Below are 16,119 nucleotides of genomic sequence, written 5' to 3'. Positions count from 1 at the left end.
GAAAATCAAGGGTACACCCTAAGTCAGGCTGAATTATTTTTTAAGAAAAAAATAAAATAGAATAAAGTGGCCCATAGCGCTTTGAATACCCATTGCTAAAACAGATCCTTAAAGCGTTCCGAGGTCAATAGCAAAAAAGCCAAACCGGCCGAAGAACCAGCCAGATTTTCGCGTATGTCTTTAACAGCTTTAGTTAAATGTGCTTCTACTGTCTTCTCCGTAATTTTTAATTCAGTTGCAATCTGCTCATTGCTCTTTCCATCCTCACGGCTCATTTTATACACAATCCTGCACTTCTGCGGCAACTGGTCAACATATACAGCAATCCTTTCCAATAACTCCTTCTCCAATAATTCGCTATCCGCGTGAAATTCTCCCGAGCTGATCTCCATCTCTGAAGACAGCGGAACGATCGAAATAAACTTACGGTGCTGACTGTCCAAAAGGTTATAAACCCGATAGCGCACAGCCGCAGACAAATAAGTATATAAAGTATATTTTAATTCCAGTTTCACCCTCAGCTGCCAGAAACGCATAAAAACATCCTGAACACATTCTTCAGCTTCCTGCTGATTATCCAAACGATTGATCGCAACCGCTAACATTCGCTGCCAGTAACGAGTGATAATTTCAGCCATAGCCCTTTCATCGTCCTTTTTTAAAAGGAGTAAAAGTTCCTGGTCAGAAACGCCACGTAAATCCATCATTATTGCAAACCCCGATACTAAGGTAAATAAAATTCACAAAGTTAACCAAAGCCTGCAAAGATGATTTAAAATGAAACAATCATTAATGATATCTGTTCATTATATGGATAAAATCACAAAGTCATGAGCATTAAAATAGCTGCATTTTCAGGAAGTTTGAGAAAAGACTCTTATACCACCAAGCTGATAAAAGCCTTTAAACATTTGTCTCCAGACGGGGTAACAGTAGAAATTATAGATATCAGCCAGCTGCCTCTATTAAACCAGGATCTGGAAGCCGATTTGCCCGCCGCTGTCAAAGACCTTCACCAAAGTATTGAAAATGCAGATGCCATTATACTCGCAACACCAGAATACAACAGATCTTACTCCCCTGTTCTAAAAAACGCTTTAGACTGGGGCTCAAGACCCCAGGGACAAAATAAATGGGACAAAAAGCCCGCTGTTGTTTTAGGATGCACTCCCTATAACCTCGGCGCTTTCGGAGCAGTGCAACACTTACGCCAGGTATTGGTATATCTCAATATGCAACCTGTACAGCAACCGGAATTTTACCTGGCAGGAGCTGCCGATAAATTTGACGGGCAGGGAAACCTGATCGATGAACAAACAAAAAAATTGATAACTGACCTTTGGAATAAATTTATAGACCTGATCAATAAATAGACAGCTCCATATGGTGCTTTACGGACGCTTCGTATAAATTAATACCTATCGAAAAATTGATGGTTATTTCAATGCTAATAATTGCCAGTATAATGGGACTCATTGGCGGTGGGATTGCACTGTTGACAAAGAAAAAGCCTGTGAATATCTAGTATAAGATAATCAAGTCTGCTTCAAATTAATGATACCTGTTCATCATATGGATAAAATCACATAATCACCAAGCTAATAAAAGCCTTTAAACATTTGTCGCCAGACGGGGTAACAGTATTCTTAATTATTCAAACATGTTGCGCTTTGATCTGTTGATATAAAATAAAATCTACGACAATGGAAAACTCAAATGATAAGAAACATCCTGCACCGAATGCCGATCCAGGGGCTGAAATTGAGACAGTGATTCCAAATGAGGAAAAAACAGAGGCTTCGACTGAAAACTCCGATGAGAGGGCTAAACCGCTTGCAGCTGAACCTAATCAAAAGCCTTCAGATACTGGTGACAATGCTGACGATACCGATCAAGAGGATAAGCCTGAAGTAACGGAAGCGGAAAAGGACCAACCGGAAATAACAGAAGAGGAAAAACATGAACCAGAAATATCGGAGAATGAGGGAGGTGAAAGCACAACGGATGAACATGGGGTTGAAACCATCAGTCCATAAGTTAAACAAAAAAACACCAGGGAAATGAATTTTAATTAGTTTACAATTTTACTTTCATGATTCTGGATAAAACTTCATCTTTCTTTTGTCTGGATATCGGCACCTGACTCCCATCTTCCATAGCGATGTAACCACCGTCTGTTTTTACATAGGCAGATATCTTTTTAAAATTTATCAGATGCGATTGGTGGGTACGTATAAAATGATGTCCATCAAGTAATTCCTGATAGTCTTTTAAAGTTTTGCATACCAAATGATGCTTATTGTCGATAAGGTAAAAATGTGTGTAATTCCCCTCCGCTTCCAGTCTTATGATCTTCGCAATAGTGATAAATTCAATCTTATCAGCTAAAGGTATAGCAATTTTCTGTTCATCATCCCGTCGGTCTATATTGGCCACTAGCTCCCTTAGTCTTTTGTCTTCTTTCTTTGGGCCAATCTGCTTAATGGCCTTATCTACAGCGCTGCTCAATTCCAAAATATTAATGGGTTTAAGCAGGTAATCTAAAGCGCAGGCCTTAACTGCCTGTATACCATATTTATCATATGCCGTTACAAATATCAGCTCAAAATCCTGCTGACCGTTCAGGATCTTTAACAAATCAAATCCGGAGAGCTTTCCCATCTCAATATCAAGAAATAACAGGTCGGGTTTGTGTTGTGCAATTAAGGGTAGCGCTGTAGTGGGAGAATTTGCCTCTGCAATTACTTCAACAGCCGGACAATATTCAGCAAGAAGTTGCTTTAGGTTACTCTGGCTCTTTGTTTCGTCGTCAACAATTATACTTTTGATTTTCATAAGGGTGCTAATCTATTGGTATTGTTAATACCGCGGTAACGCCAGATGACTGACCGGCTAAATTACCATTTATCTCCAGATTACCTTTAGTGGCAGGTGTATTTAACAAGCTTAACCGCTCACGAACCAGCTTCAAGCCAAATCCATGATGCCCGTCTTTAACTTCCCCATTCCAGCCAGAACCATTATCGGTAATTGCTATTTTTAAGTAACTTCCACTTTTGCTAATAGCTACTTTCAAAGTGCCCGAAGTTCCTTTCTGAGCAATACCGTGTAGGATCGCATTTTCAATAAGCGGCTGAGTAATCATCCCCGGTATTTCAATCAGATTGGCATTAATGCCTTTATCGATACGTATATCGAACACAAAATCAAAACGAAGTTGCTCTAATTCAACGTATAAGGTTACGGCTTCCAGTTCATCAGAGAGGCTTACAAATGTCCTTTCAGAGTTGTTTAAAACCCGTCGTATTAGCAAAGCAAACTTCTCTAAATAGATATTCGCTTCTTTATACTGCTGGTTGTTTATTAGCGATTGAATAGAATTTAGCGCATTAAATATAAAATGAGGGTTCATTTGAGAACGGATCGCTTTCACTTCCAGCTCTTTAATTTGTCTTTTTAATGACTCTTTCCTTTTTAGGTTAGCTATCCGTGCTTTGTAAATCCAGAAGAAAACAAGGCCTGCAAACAGAATGGAGCCTGCGCTCCATCCTATCGTTTTAATCAATTCTGCTTTTTGCTCCTTGGTCATGGCACTCGAATCTATTGCCTTTTTGATCAATTCTTGCATCACTTTAGTATCCCCAGTTGTTGTATCTAATGGGTAAGTGGATATGACCCTAAAATCTGAATCAAATGTAAATGCTTTGGTCTGCTGATAATAAAGATCTAAATTATTCTGTTTGTCTCTATCATAACTTAACTCGACATAAGTAACATTGGGCAGTTCCTTTAATTTTTGATCAATGGTATCTAATATTGGCACAGTTAATTGCGCAATAACAAAATGAACCTGACTACCATTTTGCTTTTTAATAAGATCGATATAGCCTTTTAAAACTTTGGAACGATTATTATTTACAATTAATACTAAAGGCTTTCCTTTAAATTGGGTAAGATCAAGAGTGCTTCCGTCTTTTAACAAGAGTTGCTTAACAGGACTTGGATTTCCTGCCGACCACAACTGCATAGCCCTTGTCCAAAGCTCTGTGATGCGATTTGTAAGTGAAGTATTGCCGCAATTATGGATGAAATCTTCATAATAATTTTTCAACCTTCTTGTACTTTCCGGGTCACCTTTCTTAAGCTCTTTTTCGAACGCTTCAGAAATGGAAAAGTATAAAGGATATCCTTCAAAAGATGCCATAGCCGTTGCGTAACTAGCAAAGAAGCCGTACTGGTCGGCATTTACCATACCTAGTTTTGTTTGGTGATAGGAAAGTAACCATATTAGATAATAGCCATAATACATACCACCTTCTGAACCACTCAATGAAACAGGTAGTGTGTCAATACTTAGAAAGAACCCTTTTGGGAACTCATCTAAAAGCCTATTCGGTTTTTGTTTTTTACGGTATTCAGAAACATACATCAGTTTTGTTCCGGCTTGCACATACTTAAAATCATTTCTGCAATAGTCTAAAATTTCTGAAGAAACACGGTTAGCATATTTTTTTAAAATGCCATCAAAATCTTTTTGCCCCTGTTTTTGAAAAGCTATAAATTCTTTTATTGATTTAGAACGGTAATTACTTTTATTAACCCATTGGTTGTCAACAACAGCTACCAGATCTTTACTTAATGCCGCTTTCGCTGCTGCATTCCCTCCGAAAGAAACGGTGTTGTAAAAATTCAGTGCATCTGCTTTAACTGTCAGCGTATCTAATGGTTCCAACAGCAGACTAAAAGTTTTAAATCCATCAAATTCATCATCCTCATCAAATTTACCAAAAACCCATCTACGCCTTATATTTCGGCCTGCCAATATATTTGCACTAAAAGATCCGTCTTTATTAAATCTAAAAAGTTCATCATTCAATAAATCAGTAATGGAATAAAGGCTATCTGCCTTAGTTAAATTGGTAATTTTACCTTTGATAACTGCATTTCTTAGTAATTTAAAAGAAGCCGATTTTAAGACTGCATTAGCAATATTTCTCTCACCATTGCGGTTTGACAAGTCTACTGTTTTAATTTGTGTTTTGCCAACGAGTAGTGCATTTATTATTGTTTCAGAAATTTGCTTTAAATAATCCATTGGAAAAAATCTATCGACCGACAATTCTGTTCTTGGGGTATAAGATTGTCCTTTAACATCAATTACTGAGAAGCCGGCTTTTGGAGCGGTTGACAATAGCTTCAATTTTGATATTTTCCCCTGACCATCTACTGTTATTTCGTAAATCTGTTTAGTTAGATTTTTTTTTCTGTTTTCTACATATGGAGGATAGTAGGAATCATAGCCCAGCCAAGTGTTGTTTGCATCCGCATATTTCAATCTCATTCGTTCAATAGAGAGTTTAAAAGATAAATCTCCATTTTGCGTTTTATTGGAGACTTCATACCTCACATCAAAGCGATAGTCGGAGGTATGAGTTAAATTTTTGATTCGAATATCTGTTTCAAACCAATCTCCTGATTTGAGCGTTAATGAAGTACTCTGTTTTTGAGCGAAGGCTTGCGAAAGTGCAAGCAGCAAAATTATTCCAAGACTTAAAAGTTTTTTGTATTTCATGTTTTTAAGATTTAAACAAAAGAACTTAAAGCCTTCCATTGTGTTTGGCCTTACTGAGTAAATGACATCTATGACTTATTATTCTGCAATATTATCATTTCATCTGGTTGATTACTTCCAATATGCTTAAATATAAAAAAATGTACCTACAAGCTGGTAAGAACTCAAGGTGCACAAGAAAGCTTTAGAAATCGTACTTCTGACTCGCCAAATCATCAACAAAATCGGAAACAGCCTTTATAAGCAAATTACGTAGTGGATTTGATCTTAACACCAGCAGGCCTCCATAAAATTTTTCATTGTTAAACACAGAATTTTTTTGCACGTGTTCAATATCCTCATCCATTTCTTCCCTGCACCATTTATTAAAAATAATGCTTCGATGTCTGGAGTATGCGTCATCGGGATAACAAAAATATACCAGGGCTTTTTGATCGTGTTTTTTAAAAAAAATTTTAATAATATAAACTATGTTTTTTTTAATTTTTTCATCGTAGTCATGATGGAATTTCTTGTTATCAAATTTACCACTCCGATCAAAGCCAAAACTATAGATCGTATGACTATTGCTGTCTTGGTCAAAAATTTGGTAAGAAGTAAAAAATGTTGTGTATTGAATGTCAGAGTCTGTTGTAAAAAAATATATGCCGTTTCCTTTATCTATTAGATTATATCGGAGAGACAAAGTTAATGTCTTTTAACATAGACAAATCTTTTCCATTGCGAATTGCCTCGGCAATGCGCTTTTTATCCTCAATCATTTTGATAAAAGGGTTAACAGGGAATTTCTTCCCTCCTTTGTTTACAATATTTGATGATGCGTGTGACATAATACAAAGTTAATTAATATTCCTTAGAACCAGATATACTTGTTTCATTTATAATACTCAATTGATGATTTCATCTTTCTTACCAGCAAACCTGTCCCGAATCCGCTGTATCTGTTCCGGCGATGATCTTTGCCACTCTGCCAATTCCCCAACAATCTTCAACGGTTCCCTGCTCCGGTACGAACGCGTTGGATTGCCCGGAAACTTCATATTTGTCACATTGGGATCGTCTTCGAAACTGCCGGTAGGCTCTACGATGTAAACCCTTTCCGGGCCCTCCCCTGGCGCCAGCGCAGCAGCCAGCCCAGCCCCGCCAGCCAGCGCGCTAAAATAAATGTGGTTCATCACCAGCTCCGACTGATAATTAGACACACGGCCGGCAGTCAGTAAATCACCGGTATTCAATTGCGCCCGTGTACCATGATAAAACGGCCCGCTATCGGTAGGCTGGCTTACGCAAGCCTGGGCCAGCTCCCGATGCGCCGCAGCTTTCTCAAAATCACCAGCCTCCTCATAGTTCCCGGACAAATTTCTGTGCAGCGAAGGAAAAGCACTTTTAACAGCATCGTTATCTATCCTGGAAGCCAGTTCCAAAGCCCTTTCATACCACAAAATTTTCCCGGAAACAGCAGGCTGCGTCCGTGCCAAAAACCAGGCAGCAAGGAACTTTTCAAAATCACCAGCCGCAGTATCCCAGGCCTGAAGGAAAACAAGCCCAGCTTCTTCAAATTTACCCTCTTCCTCTAATTTCATACCCTGCATGCAGCGCTTAACAATCGCGTTGTCCGGATGGAATTCAGTACTCATAGTTTTCTTTTTTCGCTAAAATAAATACTTAAAAACCATAAAAAACAACATTTCAAAGTATATTTTTCCCAACGTACGATCTCAGTAATTTCTACGTTATTTATACAACGAACGTACAAATTCGCATTCTTTATCCATCTTAATTCACATCATCATGAAGGGTATTAAAATCAGTTACTGACACTCTATTCTTGCTTTTATTTATGCGCTGCCAATTCTTTCTCAGCGAACGACTTTTCTAACAGAACATCTTTATTTTCAAGATCAAATGCCAATCCTTCATTGTACAGCTTTAATGCCAAACGATGATCACCAAGGCGTGTGGATACAAGAAAGACAACCAAATTAAATTTCGAAAACCTATAAAAATTCGACGAAATGAGCTGCATATTTTCGAGGTCATGCCAGGCACTTAAACTAGATTTGCTATGTACCTAACCAGTAGATATGCCAGAAGAAATGACCATTACGGCACAGCAAAAAATTAAAACGTCCGATGATAAAAAAGAAAGCCAGGAAAAGAAAGCTCCCGCAAGGGATGACGAGCTGTGGAAAGGAATTTTAGACGACACTTTTGAATATTTCCTGCGCTTCTTTTTTCCAAACGCTGAGGAACTGTTTGATTTTAAAAAGAAGTTTGTTTTTTTAGATAAAGAGTTCAACCGGTTATTCCCACCTGAAGAAAATTCCGCTGGTGTACGGTTTGTAGACAAACTGGTAAAAGTTCATTTAAAAAATGGTGGGGCTAAATTCATATTGGTGCATGTGGAAGTTCAGGGAAGTAAAGGGCATGAAGAGTTGAGCAAAAGGATGTTCCGTTACTTTTACAGAGCCAAAGACAAGCACAACGTCTCTATTGCAGCATTTGCCGTTTTAATTGACCATGTTAAAAGTTACCACCCCAAAATATATAAAGAAGAATATCTGGGTACCAAACTTAGTTATGAATTTAACACCTACAAGATATTAGACCAGGATGAAACGAAACTAAGGGCAGACCCGAACCCTTTTGCAGTTGTGGTATTAACCGTATTAATGGCATTAAAAAACAAGAAGATCAAAGATGACCAACTCAAAGAAATCAAAATGGACCTAACCCGAGAATTGATCAAAAGAAAAGTCAGTAAAGTAAAACACGATAAAATCATGGCCTTTCTGGCCTATTACGTAAATTTTGAAAAACAGGAGATGATGCGTATTTTTGAAAAAGAAGTTCAACAATTAACCGGGAGGACGACACCTATGGGAGTTAAAGAGATATTATTAGAGCGACGAAAAAAAGAAGGAATTGAAATTGGTATTGAACAAGGCGAAGCTATTGGCCGTCATGCCGAAGCCTTAGAAATTGCCCGTGAAATGAAAAAGGATAAATTCCCAATTGAAAAAATTGCGAAACTTACCAAACTTCCTGTCGAAGAAATTCAGGCACTGTAAAATTGAAAAAGAAGTTCAACAATTAACCGAAAGGACGACACCTATGGGATTCACCCAGATCAGGTTCTACTATTGAGTTAACCAATAGCTCCTTTTCAGCATGTTCTTTTATTACCGCATTACGTTTGAGCAGTAAGTTTTTCAGGTAGCTGGAAAGGAACAAAACATCAGCCATCCGGCCCAATATACCTAACGGAGAAACATAATTAAATATATCTGTCATTAGCGTTCCACTACCCTGTTTAACAAACCGGTGCTCATGCCTGATTGATTTAAAGACTCCATACAACATCTCATCAACAAAGAAATCGGGGTTTTTAAACTCCGTAATCTTGCTGGTTAACTTTTGCGTAATGCCAAAATGCCGGGCCTGCCAGGTAACGGTTTCATTTAGTTCTATCAAACCTGATATTCGCCCTGCAATTGCCTTTTCGTTGGTATGCTTTGTAGAAATCTGGTGCAGATCAATACTCCGCGCCAGGTCGAAAACGGTTTGCTTGTCGGCATTGATATAGGTTTGGAGGGTTATTGTGGGCATGTTTCTATTTGTAAGGGTTAAATTTAGGAATTTTACAGCTGTTTATATGTCAATAGGTTGGAGTTATGGGCAGACCTCATCTTTGTGATGGAAAAACGTCACCGCAACCAACTCAGAGAAAGATTCCCTTTAATAACTGATAAGCATGTTAAGTATAACCGTGCGGTTACACGATATGAAGAAATAAAGCGAGTACAAAAAGGAAGCAATGAACATAAAGAAAAACTCCTTTTGGCACACCTGATTTCTGAATATGAAAATGAAAAATCTGAATGATGTACAATTCCATTCCATCAGTGGCCAATACAAAAGCTAATTATGAATGGCAGAACGGAAAGCTATATTATAATTATATATCATATATTGACATCCAATAAGACTAACTGCAATGAAAGAAAATTACGGAATCAGCTTTTATAAAAAAAGTAGTCCATTTAATACATTCACTAATGTTGCAACGACTTCGGTAACAGAGAATATAGATATCGCTTCTCACATTTCTAATTCGAGTATCGTTTTGGTGCAAGACCAGATTGCAGAATTAAATAAGGTATTAGATGGGATTAGAGTTCAAGAAGATTGGGGAGAAATAATGGGATCTGAACTCACCATTTTTCCTGTAGAAGGCACCGTTCAGATAGGGTATACAAATAGTAGAATCCCAATACAAGATTTTAAAGTATTGCTAGAAGAATGGTTAGAATTTATTATTAGCTAAAAGAATGAATGGAGTGCTCTCGTCCGATCCTATTACCTAATATACATTGATCCAAGTTACCAGATATTTTTTGTTTGACAAACTATGATGGATACTGTAGCGTTTATTCAGTATTTTTCGTTTATGTAGAAAACCAATCTGACATGAATAAATTATGGCTACTATGTTTGATTACCTTCATTACTCTCCTTTCATCCTGTAAAAAAGAAGATAAAGGCTCAACCGAAATCTACGGCACCTGGAAACTGACGGAAGTCTGGGACGACCCCGGAAACGGCAGTGGTAAATACACTAAAGTAAAAGGTAAGCCCAGGTATATTGTAATTGATACTGCAGGCAAACTGGAAGGTGACGCAATGCCGGGGATTGTTGGCTACAAAATCCTGGATAAAGAAAGAATGGAAATATTAAGTCCGGTATACACTTTGACAGTTTACCAGTACAAACTAACCGGCAACAATTTAGAACTTAATCCTCCATGTGACGAAGGTTGTGGTTTGAAGTTTAAGCGGATAATATTACGGTAATCATTTAGCCAGGAAACCAATACAGGTTTGCCATTTAAATCACCTTATTAAAAATAATGCTTCAATGTCTGGAGTATGCGTCATCGGGATAACAAAAATATACCAGGGCTTTTTGATCGTGTTTTTTAAAAAAAATTTTAATAATATAAACTATGGTTTTTTTAATTTTTTCATCGTAGTCATGATGGAATTTCTTGTTATCAAATTTACCACTCCGATCAAAGCCAAAACTATAGATCGTATGACTATTGCTGTCTTGGTCAAAAATTTGGTAAGAAGTAAAAAATGTTGTGTATTGAATGTCAGAGTCTGTTGTAAAAAAATATACGCCGTTTCCTTTATCTATTAGATTATATCGGAGAGACAAAGTTAATGTCTTTTAACATAGACAAATCTTTTCCATTGCGAATTGCCTCGGCAATGCGCTTTTTATCCTCAATCATTTTGATAAAAGGGTTAACAGGGAATTTCTTCCCTCCTTTGTTTACAATATTTGATGATGCGTGTGACATAATACAAAGTTAATTAATATTCCTGAATAACCACACCAACAATAACAGCCTGCCTGGAGAAAGTCGCCACCGAACTCAGCAACCGCCTTTGTGGGGGACACGTTTAAAAATTACTTTACGATCTCGTTCTACATAGTCGCACGATACTATTGGATAGGAATACTTAGGCGCATACGATACGCTATGGCTTCTTATGATTTTAGCGATTATCTTTATATTCGTGTAATGTCAAAAAAAATCTATCTGATCAGTGGCTTGGGGGCCGATAGACGTGCTTTCAGGAAGCTGATTTTCCCGCAGGATTTTGAGTTGGTTTATCTGGATTGGATTTCTCCCCAAAAGAACGAGTCGTTAGATGATTATGCAACCAGACTGGCGCTTAACATAGATACCTCTACCCCGTTTTACTTGATCGGATTATCCTTTGGCGGAATGCTGGCTACTGAAATCGCTAAGAAACTGAAGCCTTTACATACTTTTCTGATCTCCAGTTCACCGGTTTACAGCCAATTGCCCTGGTATTACCGCCTGGCGGGTAGTTTAAGGTTACAAAAGCTTATACCAATCCGCTTATTAAAAAAAGGCAATGGGATTGGGCTGAAGTTTTTAGGTGCCAGAACCGATGAAAAACGCATATTACTGAAACAGCTTGTAGTTGACAGCGATACTACCTTTATGAAATGGGCATTGACCTGTATTTTAACCTGGAGAAATAAAGATCTCCCCCTTAATCTTACCCATATAAATAATGGCGGACATTTTATGGTGTACGCCAATGCAGCAGAAATTAGTAACTATATTGTCCAAAAGATAAGTAATGAACACATTAGATCTCATATCAAGAAGATTCAATACCTTAACCAAGATAAATACCACAACAATTGACACCCTAGTTGAATAAGCATGAGAAATATAGTAAAAACTATTATCCTTTTATTTTTTGCACTTCCGGTTTGCGGGCAGAACCCGAAAAGTGTATTGCCAAAAGAAACGAATGTTATAGTTGATGCAGAATTTCAGCGACCCGGTAGTGCGTATGGTACGCGTTGTTGGTGGTGGTGGTTAAACGGCAATGTAACGCAGCAGTCTATTACCCGCGACCTGGAGGAGATGAAGGCAAAGGGCTTTAGCGGTGCCTGTATTTTTGATGCTGGCGGGGCCAACCAGGTTGGGAACAGACAGGTGCCCGAAGGGCCTATGTTTGGCAGCCCGGATTGGCGGGCACTTTATCTGTATGCCATTCGCGAAGCCAAACGCCTGGGCCTGGTGATGTCTATGAACATCCAGAGTGGCTGGAATCTTGGCGGCCCTGATGTTAGCCCTGAAGAGGCAGCTAAACAGGTTACATTTTCGGAACTGGGCATTAAAGGGGGAACAAAGATTAACCAAAAATTAGTGCAGCCGGCAATAAGGGACGATTACTATAAAGAAATTGCGGTGCTCGCCTTTCCAGATAAAAACAAAGTACATGCACCTATACATGATTTGGAGAACAAAACTGCTTCCAAAGAAGCCGGAGGCTCTGTTCCCGATACCCGGCCATTTTTAACAGACATTGCCGGGATGCCTGGTGAGGAAGATGCCCTGAGCAAACAAGTACTCAATATCAGTAAGTATTTTAAGGATGGGGTATTGAATTGGGACGCGCCTGCTGGCAACTGGAAGGTGATCCGCATAGGGTATACCACTACAGACGCCCGGACTTCAACTACCAGCGGGAAATGGGATGGCAGGGTACTTGATTTTTTGAGTGAAAAGTCATTTAACCGGTACTGGGACACGCATGTGGAGCCGCTGCTGCGCCTGATTGGCCCTATGGCAGGTACAACCTTGCGTTATCTGCAAACGGACAGTTTTGAAGGTGGGGGGATGAACTGGACGGACGGCTTTGCCGATGAATTCAAGAAAAGGAGAGGCTATGACCTGACCCTCTTTTTACCGGTACTGACTGGTAAAATAATTGAAAGCCGTTCTGTAAGTGTGCGTTTTTTGAACGATTTCCGTAAAACAATAGGAGACCTGGTTTCAGAAAAACATTACGGTACTTTCGCAAAAAGATCCAGAGCCCATGGAATAGGTATTTTACCAGAGTCTGCAGGACCACACGCAGGTCCTTTTGACGGGCTTAAGAACTACAGCCACAGTGAGGTGATGATGAGTGAATTCTGGTCGCCCAGCCCTCACCGTCCGCGGCCGATAGACCGTTTTTTTGTTAAACAAGCTGCCAGTGCAGCTAAGATTTTCAATAAGCAGCTGGTTGGTGCCGAATCCTTTACCACGATCGGGAAGCATTGGAACGATGTGATCTGGGCAGACATGAAGCCGAGTGTAGACCATGAGTTTTGTGCCGGCCTGAACCTGGTATATTTTCATACCTTCACTTCTTCTCCTAAAGAAATGGGAATGCCCGGCCAGGAGTATTTTGCCGGTACGCACTTTAACCCTAATGTGACCTGGTGGAATTATTCGACAGCATTTCTGAGTTACCTGACCCGCTGCCATTACCTGCTGCAAAAGGGAACAGCACTTTCGGATGTATTGTATTATTATGGAGACCATGTGCCCAATCTGGGCAGGCTGAAAGAAGATGACCCTGCGGGGGCATTGCCGGGATATGATTACGACCTGATCAATGAAGACCGCCTGCTCGATCTGACGGTTAGGGACGGCAAAATCGAGTTGCCCCATGGTGTAAATTACCGGGTGCTTGTTTTACCAGACCATAAGATCTTGTCATTGGCAGTGATCAGAAAAGTAAAAGCACTGGTAAATGCCGGGGCAACGGTGATTGGTTTAAAGCCCGAATCTACCAGTAGCCTGGTGGGTTATCCGGCTGCTGAAACGGAACTCAATCTGCTGGCAGATGAACTGTGGGGAAAGGGCAATACCTCAGCTGGCGAAAAAGTACTGGGAAAAGGGAAAGTAATCTGGGGTAAAACTGCGGCCAATGTATTGCTGGAAAGTGGCCTTCCTTATGATGTTAAGATTGTGGCTGAAAACAAAACAGATAAGTTTGATTATATCCACCGTTATTTGCCTGATGGAACAGACATTTATTTTATTTCCAATCAAAACAATAAGCAGGTAGCCGTTTCCTGTACTTTCCGGATGGCTGACAGGATGCCCGAATTATGGGATCCCTTAAGGGGCGAAATCAGGGATGCAAAGGCTTATCAACAAAAGGAGGGCCTGATTACGGTACCCTTGGTTTTTGACCCGAATGGTTCAGTGTTTGTGGTTTTCAGAAAGCCTCTTGGCAGTAAAGAAGGAAAGGAAACGGACAATTATCCCGGATACAAGGAGCTGGAGCAGCTTTCCGGTGCCTGGGATGTGCGTTTTGATCCCAAATGGGGTGGTCCTGCTTTAGTAAAGTTTGATACTTTGCAAAGCTGGACAGAACGGCCGGAGGATGGGATCCGTTTTTATTCGGGGACAGCAGTATATGCCAAAAATTTTAAGGCAACGAAAACAAAATCAAAAAGGCTTTTTCTGGACCTTGGAGAAGTTAAGGATGTAGGTATTGCTAAAGTAAAATTAAATGGGAAAGATCTGGGTATTTTGTGGAGCCCGCCGTTCCGGGTGGAGATTACAGCTGCGTTGAAAACCGGTGATAATAAACTTGAGGTTGAAGTTGTGAATAGCTGGCGGAACCGCCTGATCGGGGATGACAGTTTACCAGCCGATCAAAGGTTGACGAAAACGAATATTAAAGTTACTCCTGCATGGAAAATTTTACCTTCAGGATTGTTGGGGCCGGTTGTTTTGATGGAATCTAGTGAGAAATAGCATGTGAGACCTGCTATGTTTTACATCAATTGCGTTGTTACGGCTGTAATTCATCAGTCTACAATCGTCCCTTTTTCAAATGTGAAGTATAAGGTATGCGAAATTGCCGTATGCTTCAACTGATCCTTCTGAACCAGTTTAGCAATCGGCGCACGCTTAATCACCCTTAAGATCTCCGCACGAACAGCTTTAGACAAATGCGTGTTTGCGGCTAAATGATCAATAACCCCATTCTTTTTCACATTAAAAGTTACCACCAATCTGCCATGGGCAGAAGGCGGAACCTTCGCATAATTATTCACGTAATTATAGAGCGCCTGGTCAATAGGATCATTTGGCATCACCACAATACCTAAAGTATGCGACATCTGATCTGTCTGCTGGCAGCTATTTGCATTATCCTTAACCGCAACCTTCCCCATCTTCGCTTGCTGCGCATTTGCCTTACTCATCAATGACACCAAACCCACAAAAACCATTGCCGCAGTCCACCACTTTTTCCAAAACGAACTGTGCCCAATTACAGGCTCGGGACCAACTATCAACTGATCATTAGAGAACCTACCACAGACATTGTTGTCGTTATCTTGCATGATCTTCATGAAATACGCCACATTTTTATCCGTCAGGTCATAAACCTTTTTATCGCATGCACTACAAATTTTACCATCAGCCTGATCGCTCATCGCCTCCCAATTTTGATCACAAGCAAAACTTAACCGGGCTTTTATAATTTTATCTGGTTCCATAATGATCTATTTTAAACTACTTTTATAAAAGATGCATCCTATTGCAGAATTCCATAATGACCATCAGATGGTTTCGTCTTTTTAAATAGAAAATCCGGAATGGAGCATTAATGTCCGTTTGTTTTTTCTGGGATGTTTATAAATGCGCAATACTTCCAATGGGTGCATATTAGTCATTAATAGTAAATTTGCATTAAGGAAAACTACTACAACCTTTAAAGTTTCCGAATTTCCCATTTCGTGAAACTAAATTGTCTCCACATCTTGGGCATTTGTTTTGATGAATTAGCCTATTCCATGATATTCATTACATTAATTATCGATCCCGGTAATGAATGACTGCGGTATGATCAGGTGCTGTAAAGTGCCCTTTGTGAACCAGGAGGCCCAAGCCAAATACAACTACAGACAATATCCAGGGGCTTACATTTGATTTGGTAAGCATAAAGGCAATGGCAAGTGCCAGGAATCCCCAGCCCAGAGAGAAAATGATGGAAAAGATATAGCGGAATATGCGGATTCTGAAAAATAGAAAACCGATGATAAACATGCTGCTGATAAAAATCAGCATTCCAAAGATCCAATTACCTTGAAATCTACAAGAATAATCATTTGTCGATTAATGATTTATCAAATGTAATATTCT

The 16,119-nt window shown here is 39.5% G+C and carries 19 protein-coding genes; 8 read left to right on the top strand and 11 right to left on the bottom strand.

All coding sequences use genetic code 11. The features are described 5' to 3' along the window. Positions 1-95 precede the first annotated feature (95 nt). Entirely contained in the window at positions 96-707 is a 612-nt protein-coding gene (locus tag HDC92_RS10990; RefSeq protein WP_183874459.1) for a sigma-70 family RNA polymerase sigma factor, read from the bottom strand. Positions 708-830: 123 nt separating this feature from the next. On the opposite strand from HDC92_RS10990, the gene HDC92_RS10985 reads away from it, so the two are divergent. Together HDC92_RS10985 and HDC92_RS10980 are read left to right on the top strand one after the other, a co-directional pair. Next, positions 831-1,373: an NADPH-dependent FMN reductase gene (locus HDC92_RS10985; protein ID WP_183874457.1), complete on the top strand. Its 543-nt coding sequence runs from the start codon at positions 831-833 to the stop codon at positions 1,371-1,373. Positions 1,374-1,703: 330 nt separating this feature from the next. Further along, positions 1,704-2,036, top strand: a complete 333-nt coding sequence (locus HDC92_RS10980; protein ID WP_183874455.1) for a hypothetical protein — start codon at positions 1,704-1,706, stop codon at positions 2,034-2,036. Between the two features lie 40 nt (positions 2,037-2,076). Here the strand turns inward: HDC92_RS10980 and HDC92_RS10975 are convergent, their stop codons facing one another. The 5 genes from HDC92_RS10975 to arr form a co-directional block, all read right to left on the bottom strand. Beyond that, on the bottom strand, positions 2,077-2,835 hold the full coding sequence (locus HDC92_RS10975) for a LytR/AlgR family response regulator transcription factor (RefSeq protein ID WP_183874453.1): 759 nt from the start codon (positions 2,833-2,835) through the stop codon (positions 2,077-2,079). A 7-nt stretch (positions 2,836-2,842) separates the two neighbouring features. Continuing rightward, a complete protein-coding gene (locus HDC92_RS10970) occupies positions 2,843-5,572 on the bottom strand; it encodes a sensor histidine kinase (protein WP_183874451.1) in 2,730 nt (909 codons plus the stop codon). A 184-nt stretch (positions 5,573-5,756) separates the two neighbouring features. Beyond that, positions 5,757-6,257: a DUF6169 family protein gene (locus HDC92_RS10965; RefSeq protein ID WP_183874449.1), complete on the bottom strand. Its 501-nt coding sequence runs from the start codon at positions 6,255-6,257 to the stop codon at positions 5,757-5,759. Then, a complete protein-coding gene (locus HDC92_RS10960; RefSeq protein ID WP_183874436.1) occupies positions 6,241-6,402 on the bottom strand; it encodes a hypothetical protein in 162 nt (53 codons plus the stop codon). Before HDC92_RS10960 ends, HDC92_RS10965 begins: the two co-directional genes overlap by 17 nt. Positions 6,403-6,459: 57 nt before the next feature. Then, entirely contained in the window at positions 6,460-6,873 is a 414-nt protein-coding gene (arr, locus tag HDC92_RS25315; protein ID WP_276525063.1) for an NAD(+)--rifampin ADP-ribosyltransferase, read from the bottom strand. Between the two features lie 783 nt (positions 6,874-7,656). Here arr and HDC92_RS10950 point away from each other — a divergent pair. Then, positions 7,657-8,643 (top strand): hypothetical protein, encoded by a 987-nt coding sequence (locus HDC92_RS10950; RefSeq protein ID WP_255484509.1) that lies wholly within the window; start codon positions 7,657-7,659, stop codon positions 8,641-8,643. 22 nt (positions 8,644-8,665) lie between these two features. On the opposite strand, the gene HDC92_RS10945 is transcribed toward HDC92_RS10950, so the two are convergent. Continuing rightward, positions 8,666-9,181, bottom strand: a complete 516-nt coding sequence (locus HDC92_RS10945) for an SRPBCC family protein (RefSeq protein WP_183874444.1) — start codon at positions 9,179-9,181, stop codon at positions 8,666-8,668. Positions 9,182-9,268: 87 nt separating this feature from the next. On the opposite strand from HDC92_RS10945, the gene HDC92_RS10940 reads away from it, so the two are divergent. From HDC92_RS10940 to HDC92_RS10930, 3 genes are all read left to right on the top strand, one after another. Next, positions 9,269-9,457 (top strand): hypothetical protein, encoded by a 189-nt coding sequence (locus HDC92_RS10940; protein WP_183874442.1) that lies wholly within the window; start codon positions 9,269-9,271, stop codon positions 9,455-9,457. A 112-nt stretch (positions 9,458-9,569) separates the two neighbouring features. Further along, entirely contained in the window at positions 9,570-9,899 is a 330-nt protein-coding gene (locus HDC92_RS10935; protein WP_183874440.1) for a hypothetical protein, read from the top strand. A gap of 143 nt (positions 9,900-10,042) precedes the next feature. Then, a complete protein-coding gene (locus HDC92_RS10930) occupies positions 10,043-10,426 on the top strand; it encodes a hypothetical protein (protein ID WP_183874438.1) in 384 nt (127 codons plus the stop codon). A 350-nt stretch (positions 10,427-10,776) separates the two neighbouring features. Here the strand turns inward: HDC92_RS10930 and HDC92_RS10925 are convergent, their stop codons facing one another. Beyond that, positions 10,777-10,938, bottom strand: a complete 162-nt coding sequence (locus tag HDC92_RS10925; RefSeq protein WP_183874436.1) for a hypothetical protein — start codon at positions 10,936-10,938, stop codon at positions 10,777-10,779. Between the two features lie 225 nt (positions 10,939-11,163). Here HDC92_RS10925 and HDC92_RS10920 point away from each other — a divergent pair, with 225 nt between their 5' ends. Continuing rightward, entirely contained in the window at positions 11,164-11,823 is a 660-nt protein-coding gene (locus HDC92_RS10920; protein WP_183874434.1) for an alpha/beta hydrolase, read from the top strand. Positions 11,824-11,841: 18 nt separating this feature from the next. Next, positions 11,842-14,724: a glycosyl hydrolase gene (locus HDC92_RS10915; RefSeq protein ID WP_183874432.1), complete on the top strand. Its 2,883-nt coding sequence runs from the start codon at positions 11,842-11,844 to the stop codon at positions 14,722-14,724. Positions 14,725-14,777: 53 nt separating this feature from the next. On the opposite strand, the gene HDC92_RS10910 is transcribed toward HDC92_RS10915, so the two are convergent. The 3 genes from HDC92_RS10910 to HDC92_RS10900 form a co-directional block, all read right to left on the bottom strand. After that, complete coding sequence (locus tag HDC92_RS10910) at positions 14,778-15,473, bottom strand: hypothetical protein (protein ID WP_183874430.1); 696 nt, start codon at positions 15,471-15,473, stop codon at positions 14,778-14,780. Between the two features lie 193 nt (positions 15,474-15,666). Continuing rightward, positions 15,667-15,759, bottom strand: a complete 93-nt coding sequence (locus HDC92_RS25365) for a topoisomerase DNA-binding C4 zinc finger domain-containing protein (RefSeq protein WP_411267834.1) — start codon at positions 15,757-15,759, stop codon at positions 15,667-15,669. A 30-nt stretch (positions 15,760-15,789) separates the two neighbouring features. After that, on the bottom strand, positions 15,790-16,044 hold the full coding sequence (locus HDC92_RS10900) for a hypothetical protein (protein ID WP_183874428.1): 255 nt from the start codon (positions 16,042-16,044) through the stop codon (positions 15,790-15,792). Positions 16,045-16,119: the final 75 nt, after the last annotated feature.

Origin of the sequence: Pedobacter sp. AK017, assembly GCF_014200825.1 — a bacterium.
Classification (GTDB): Bacteria; Bacteroidota; Bacteroidia; order Sphingobacteriales; family Sphingobacteriaceae; genus Pedobacter; species Pedobacter heparinus.
The sequence above is the reverse complement of the archived record's forward strand: the minus strand, read 5'-3'. Positions and strand labels throughout refer to the sequence as shown.

Bases quoted from the DNA above. Each gene is read 5' to 3' on its own strand.
- HDC92_RS10970 (WP_183874451.1), bottom strand. From the start codon at position 5,572: ATGAAATACAAAAAACTTTTAAGTCTTGGAATAATTTTGCTGCTTGCA.
- HDC92_RS10960 (WP_183874436.1), bottom strand. From the start codon at position 6,402: ATGTCACACGCATCATCAAATATTGTAAACAAAGGAGGGAAGAAATTC.
- HDC92_RS10900 (WP_183874428.1), bottom strand. From the start codon at position 16,044: ATGCTGATTTTTATCAGCAGCATGTTTATCATCGGTTTTCTATTTTTC.
- HDC92_RS10935 (WP_183874440.1), top strand. From the start codon at position 9,570: ATGAAAGAAAATTACGGAATCAGCTTTTATAAAAAAAGTAGTCCATTT.
- HDC92_RS10945 (WP_183874444.1), bottom strand. From the start codon at position 9,181: ATGCCCACAATAACCCTCCAAACCTATATCAATGCCGACAAGCAAACC.
- HDC92_RS10910 (WP_183874430.1), bottom strand. From the start codon at position 15,473: ATGGAACCAGATAAAATTATAAAAGCCCGGTTAAGTTTTGCTTGTGAT.
- HDC92_RS10920 (WP_183874434.1), top strand. From the start codon at position 11,164: ATGTCAAAAAAAATCTATCTGATCAGTGGCTTGGGGGCCGATAGACGT.
- HDC92_RS10925 (WP_183874436.1), bottom strand. From the start codon at position 10,938: ATGTCACACGCATCATCAAATATTGTAAACAAAGGAGGGAAGAAATTC.
- HDC92_RS10940 (WP_183874442.1), top strand. From the start codon at position 9,269: ATGGAAAAACGTCACCGCAACCAACTCAGAGAAAGATTCCCTTTAATA.
- HDC92_RS10930 (WP_183874438.1), top strand. From the start codon at position 10,043: ATGAATAAATTATGGCTACTATGTTTGATTACCTTCATTACTCTCCTT.
- HDC92_RS10915 (WP_183874432.1), top strand. From the start codon at position 11,842: ATGAGAAATATAGTAAAAACTATTATCCTTTTATTTTTTGCACTTCCG.
- HDC92_RS10990 (WP_183874459.1), bottom strand. From the start codon at position 707: ATGATGGATTTACGTGGCGTTTCTGACCAGGAACTTTTACTCCTTTTA.
- HDC92_RS10975 (WP_183874453.1), bottom strand. From the start codon at position 2,835: ATGAAAATCAAAAGTATAATTGTTGACGACGAAACAAAGAGCCAGAGT.
- HDC92_RS10985 (WP_183874457.1), top strand. From the start codon at position 831: ATGAGCATTAAAATAGCTGCATTTTCAGGAAGTTTGAGAAAAGACTCT.
- HDC92_RS10950 (WP_255484509.1), top strand. From the start codon at position 7,657: ATGCCAGAAGAAATGACCATTACGGCACAGCAAAAAATTAAAACGTCC.
- HDC92_RS10980 (WP_183874455.1), top strand. From the start codon at position 1,704: ATGGAAAACTCAAATGATAAGAAACATCCTGCACCGAATGCCGATCCA.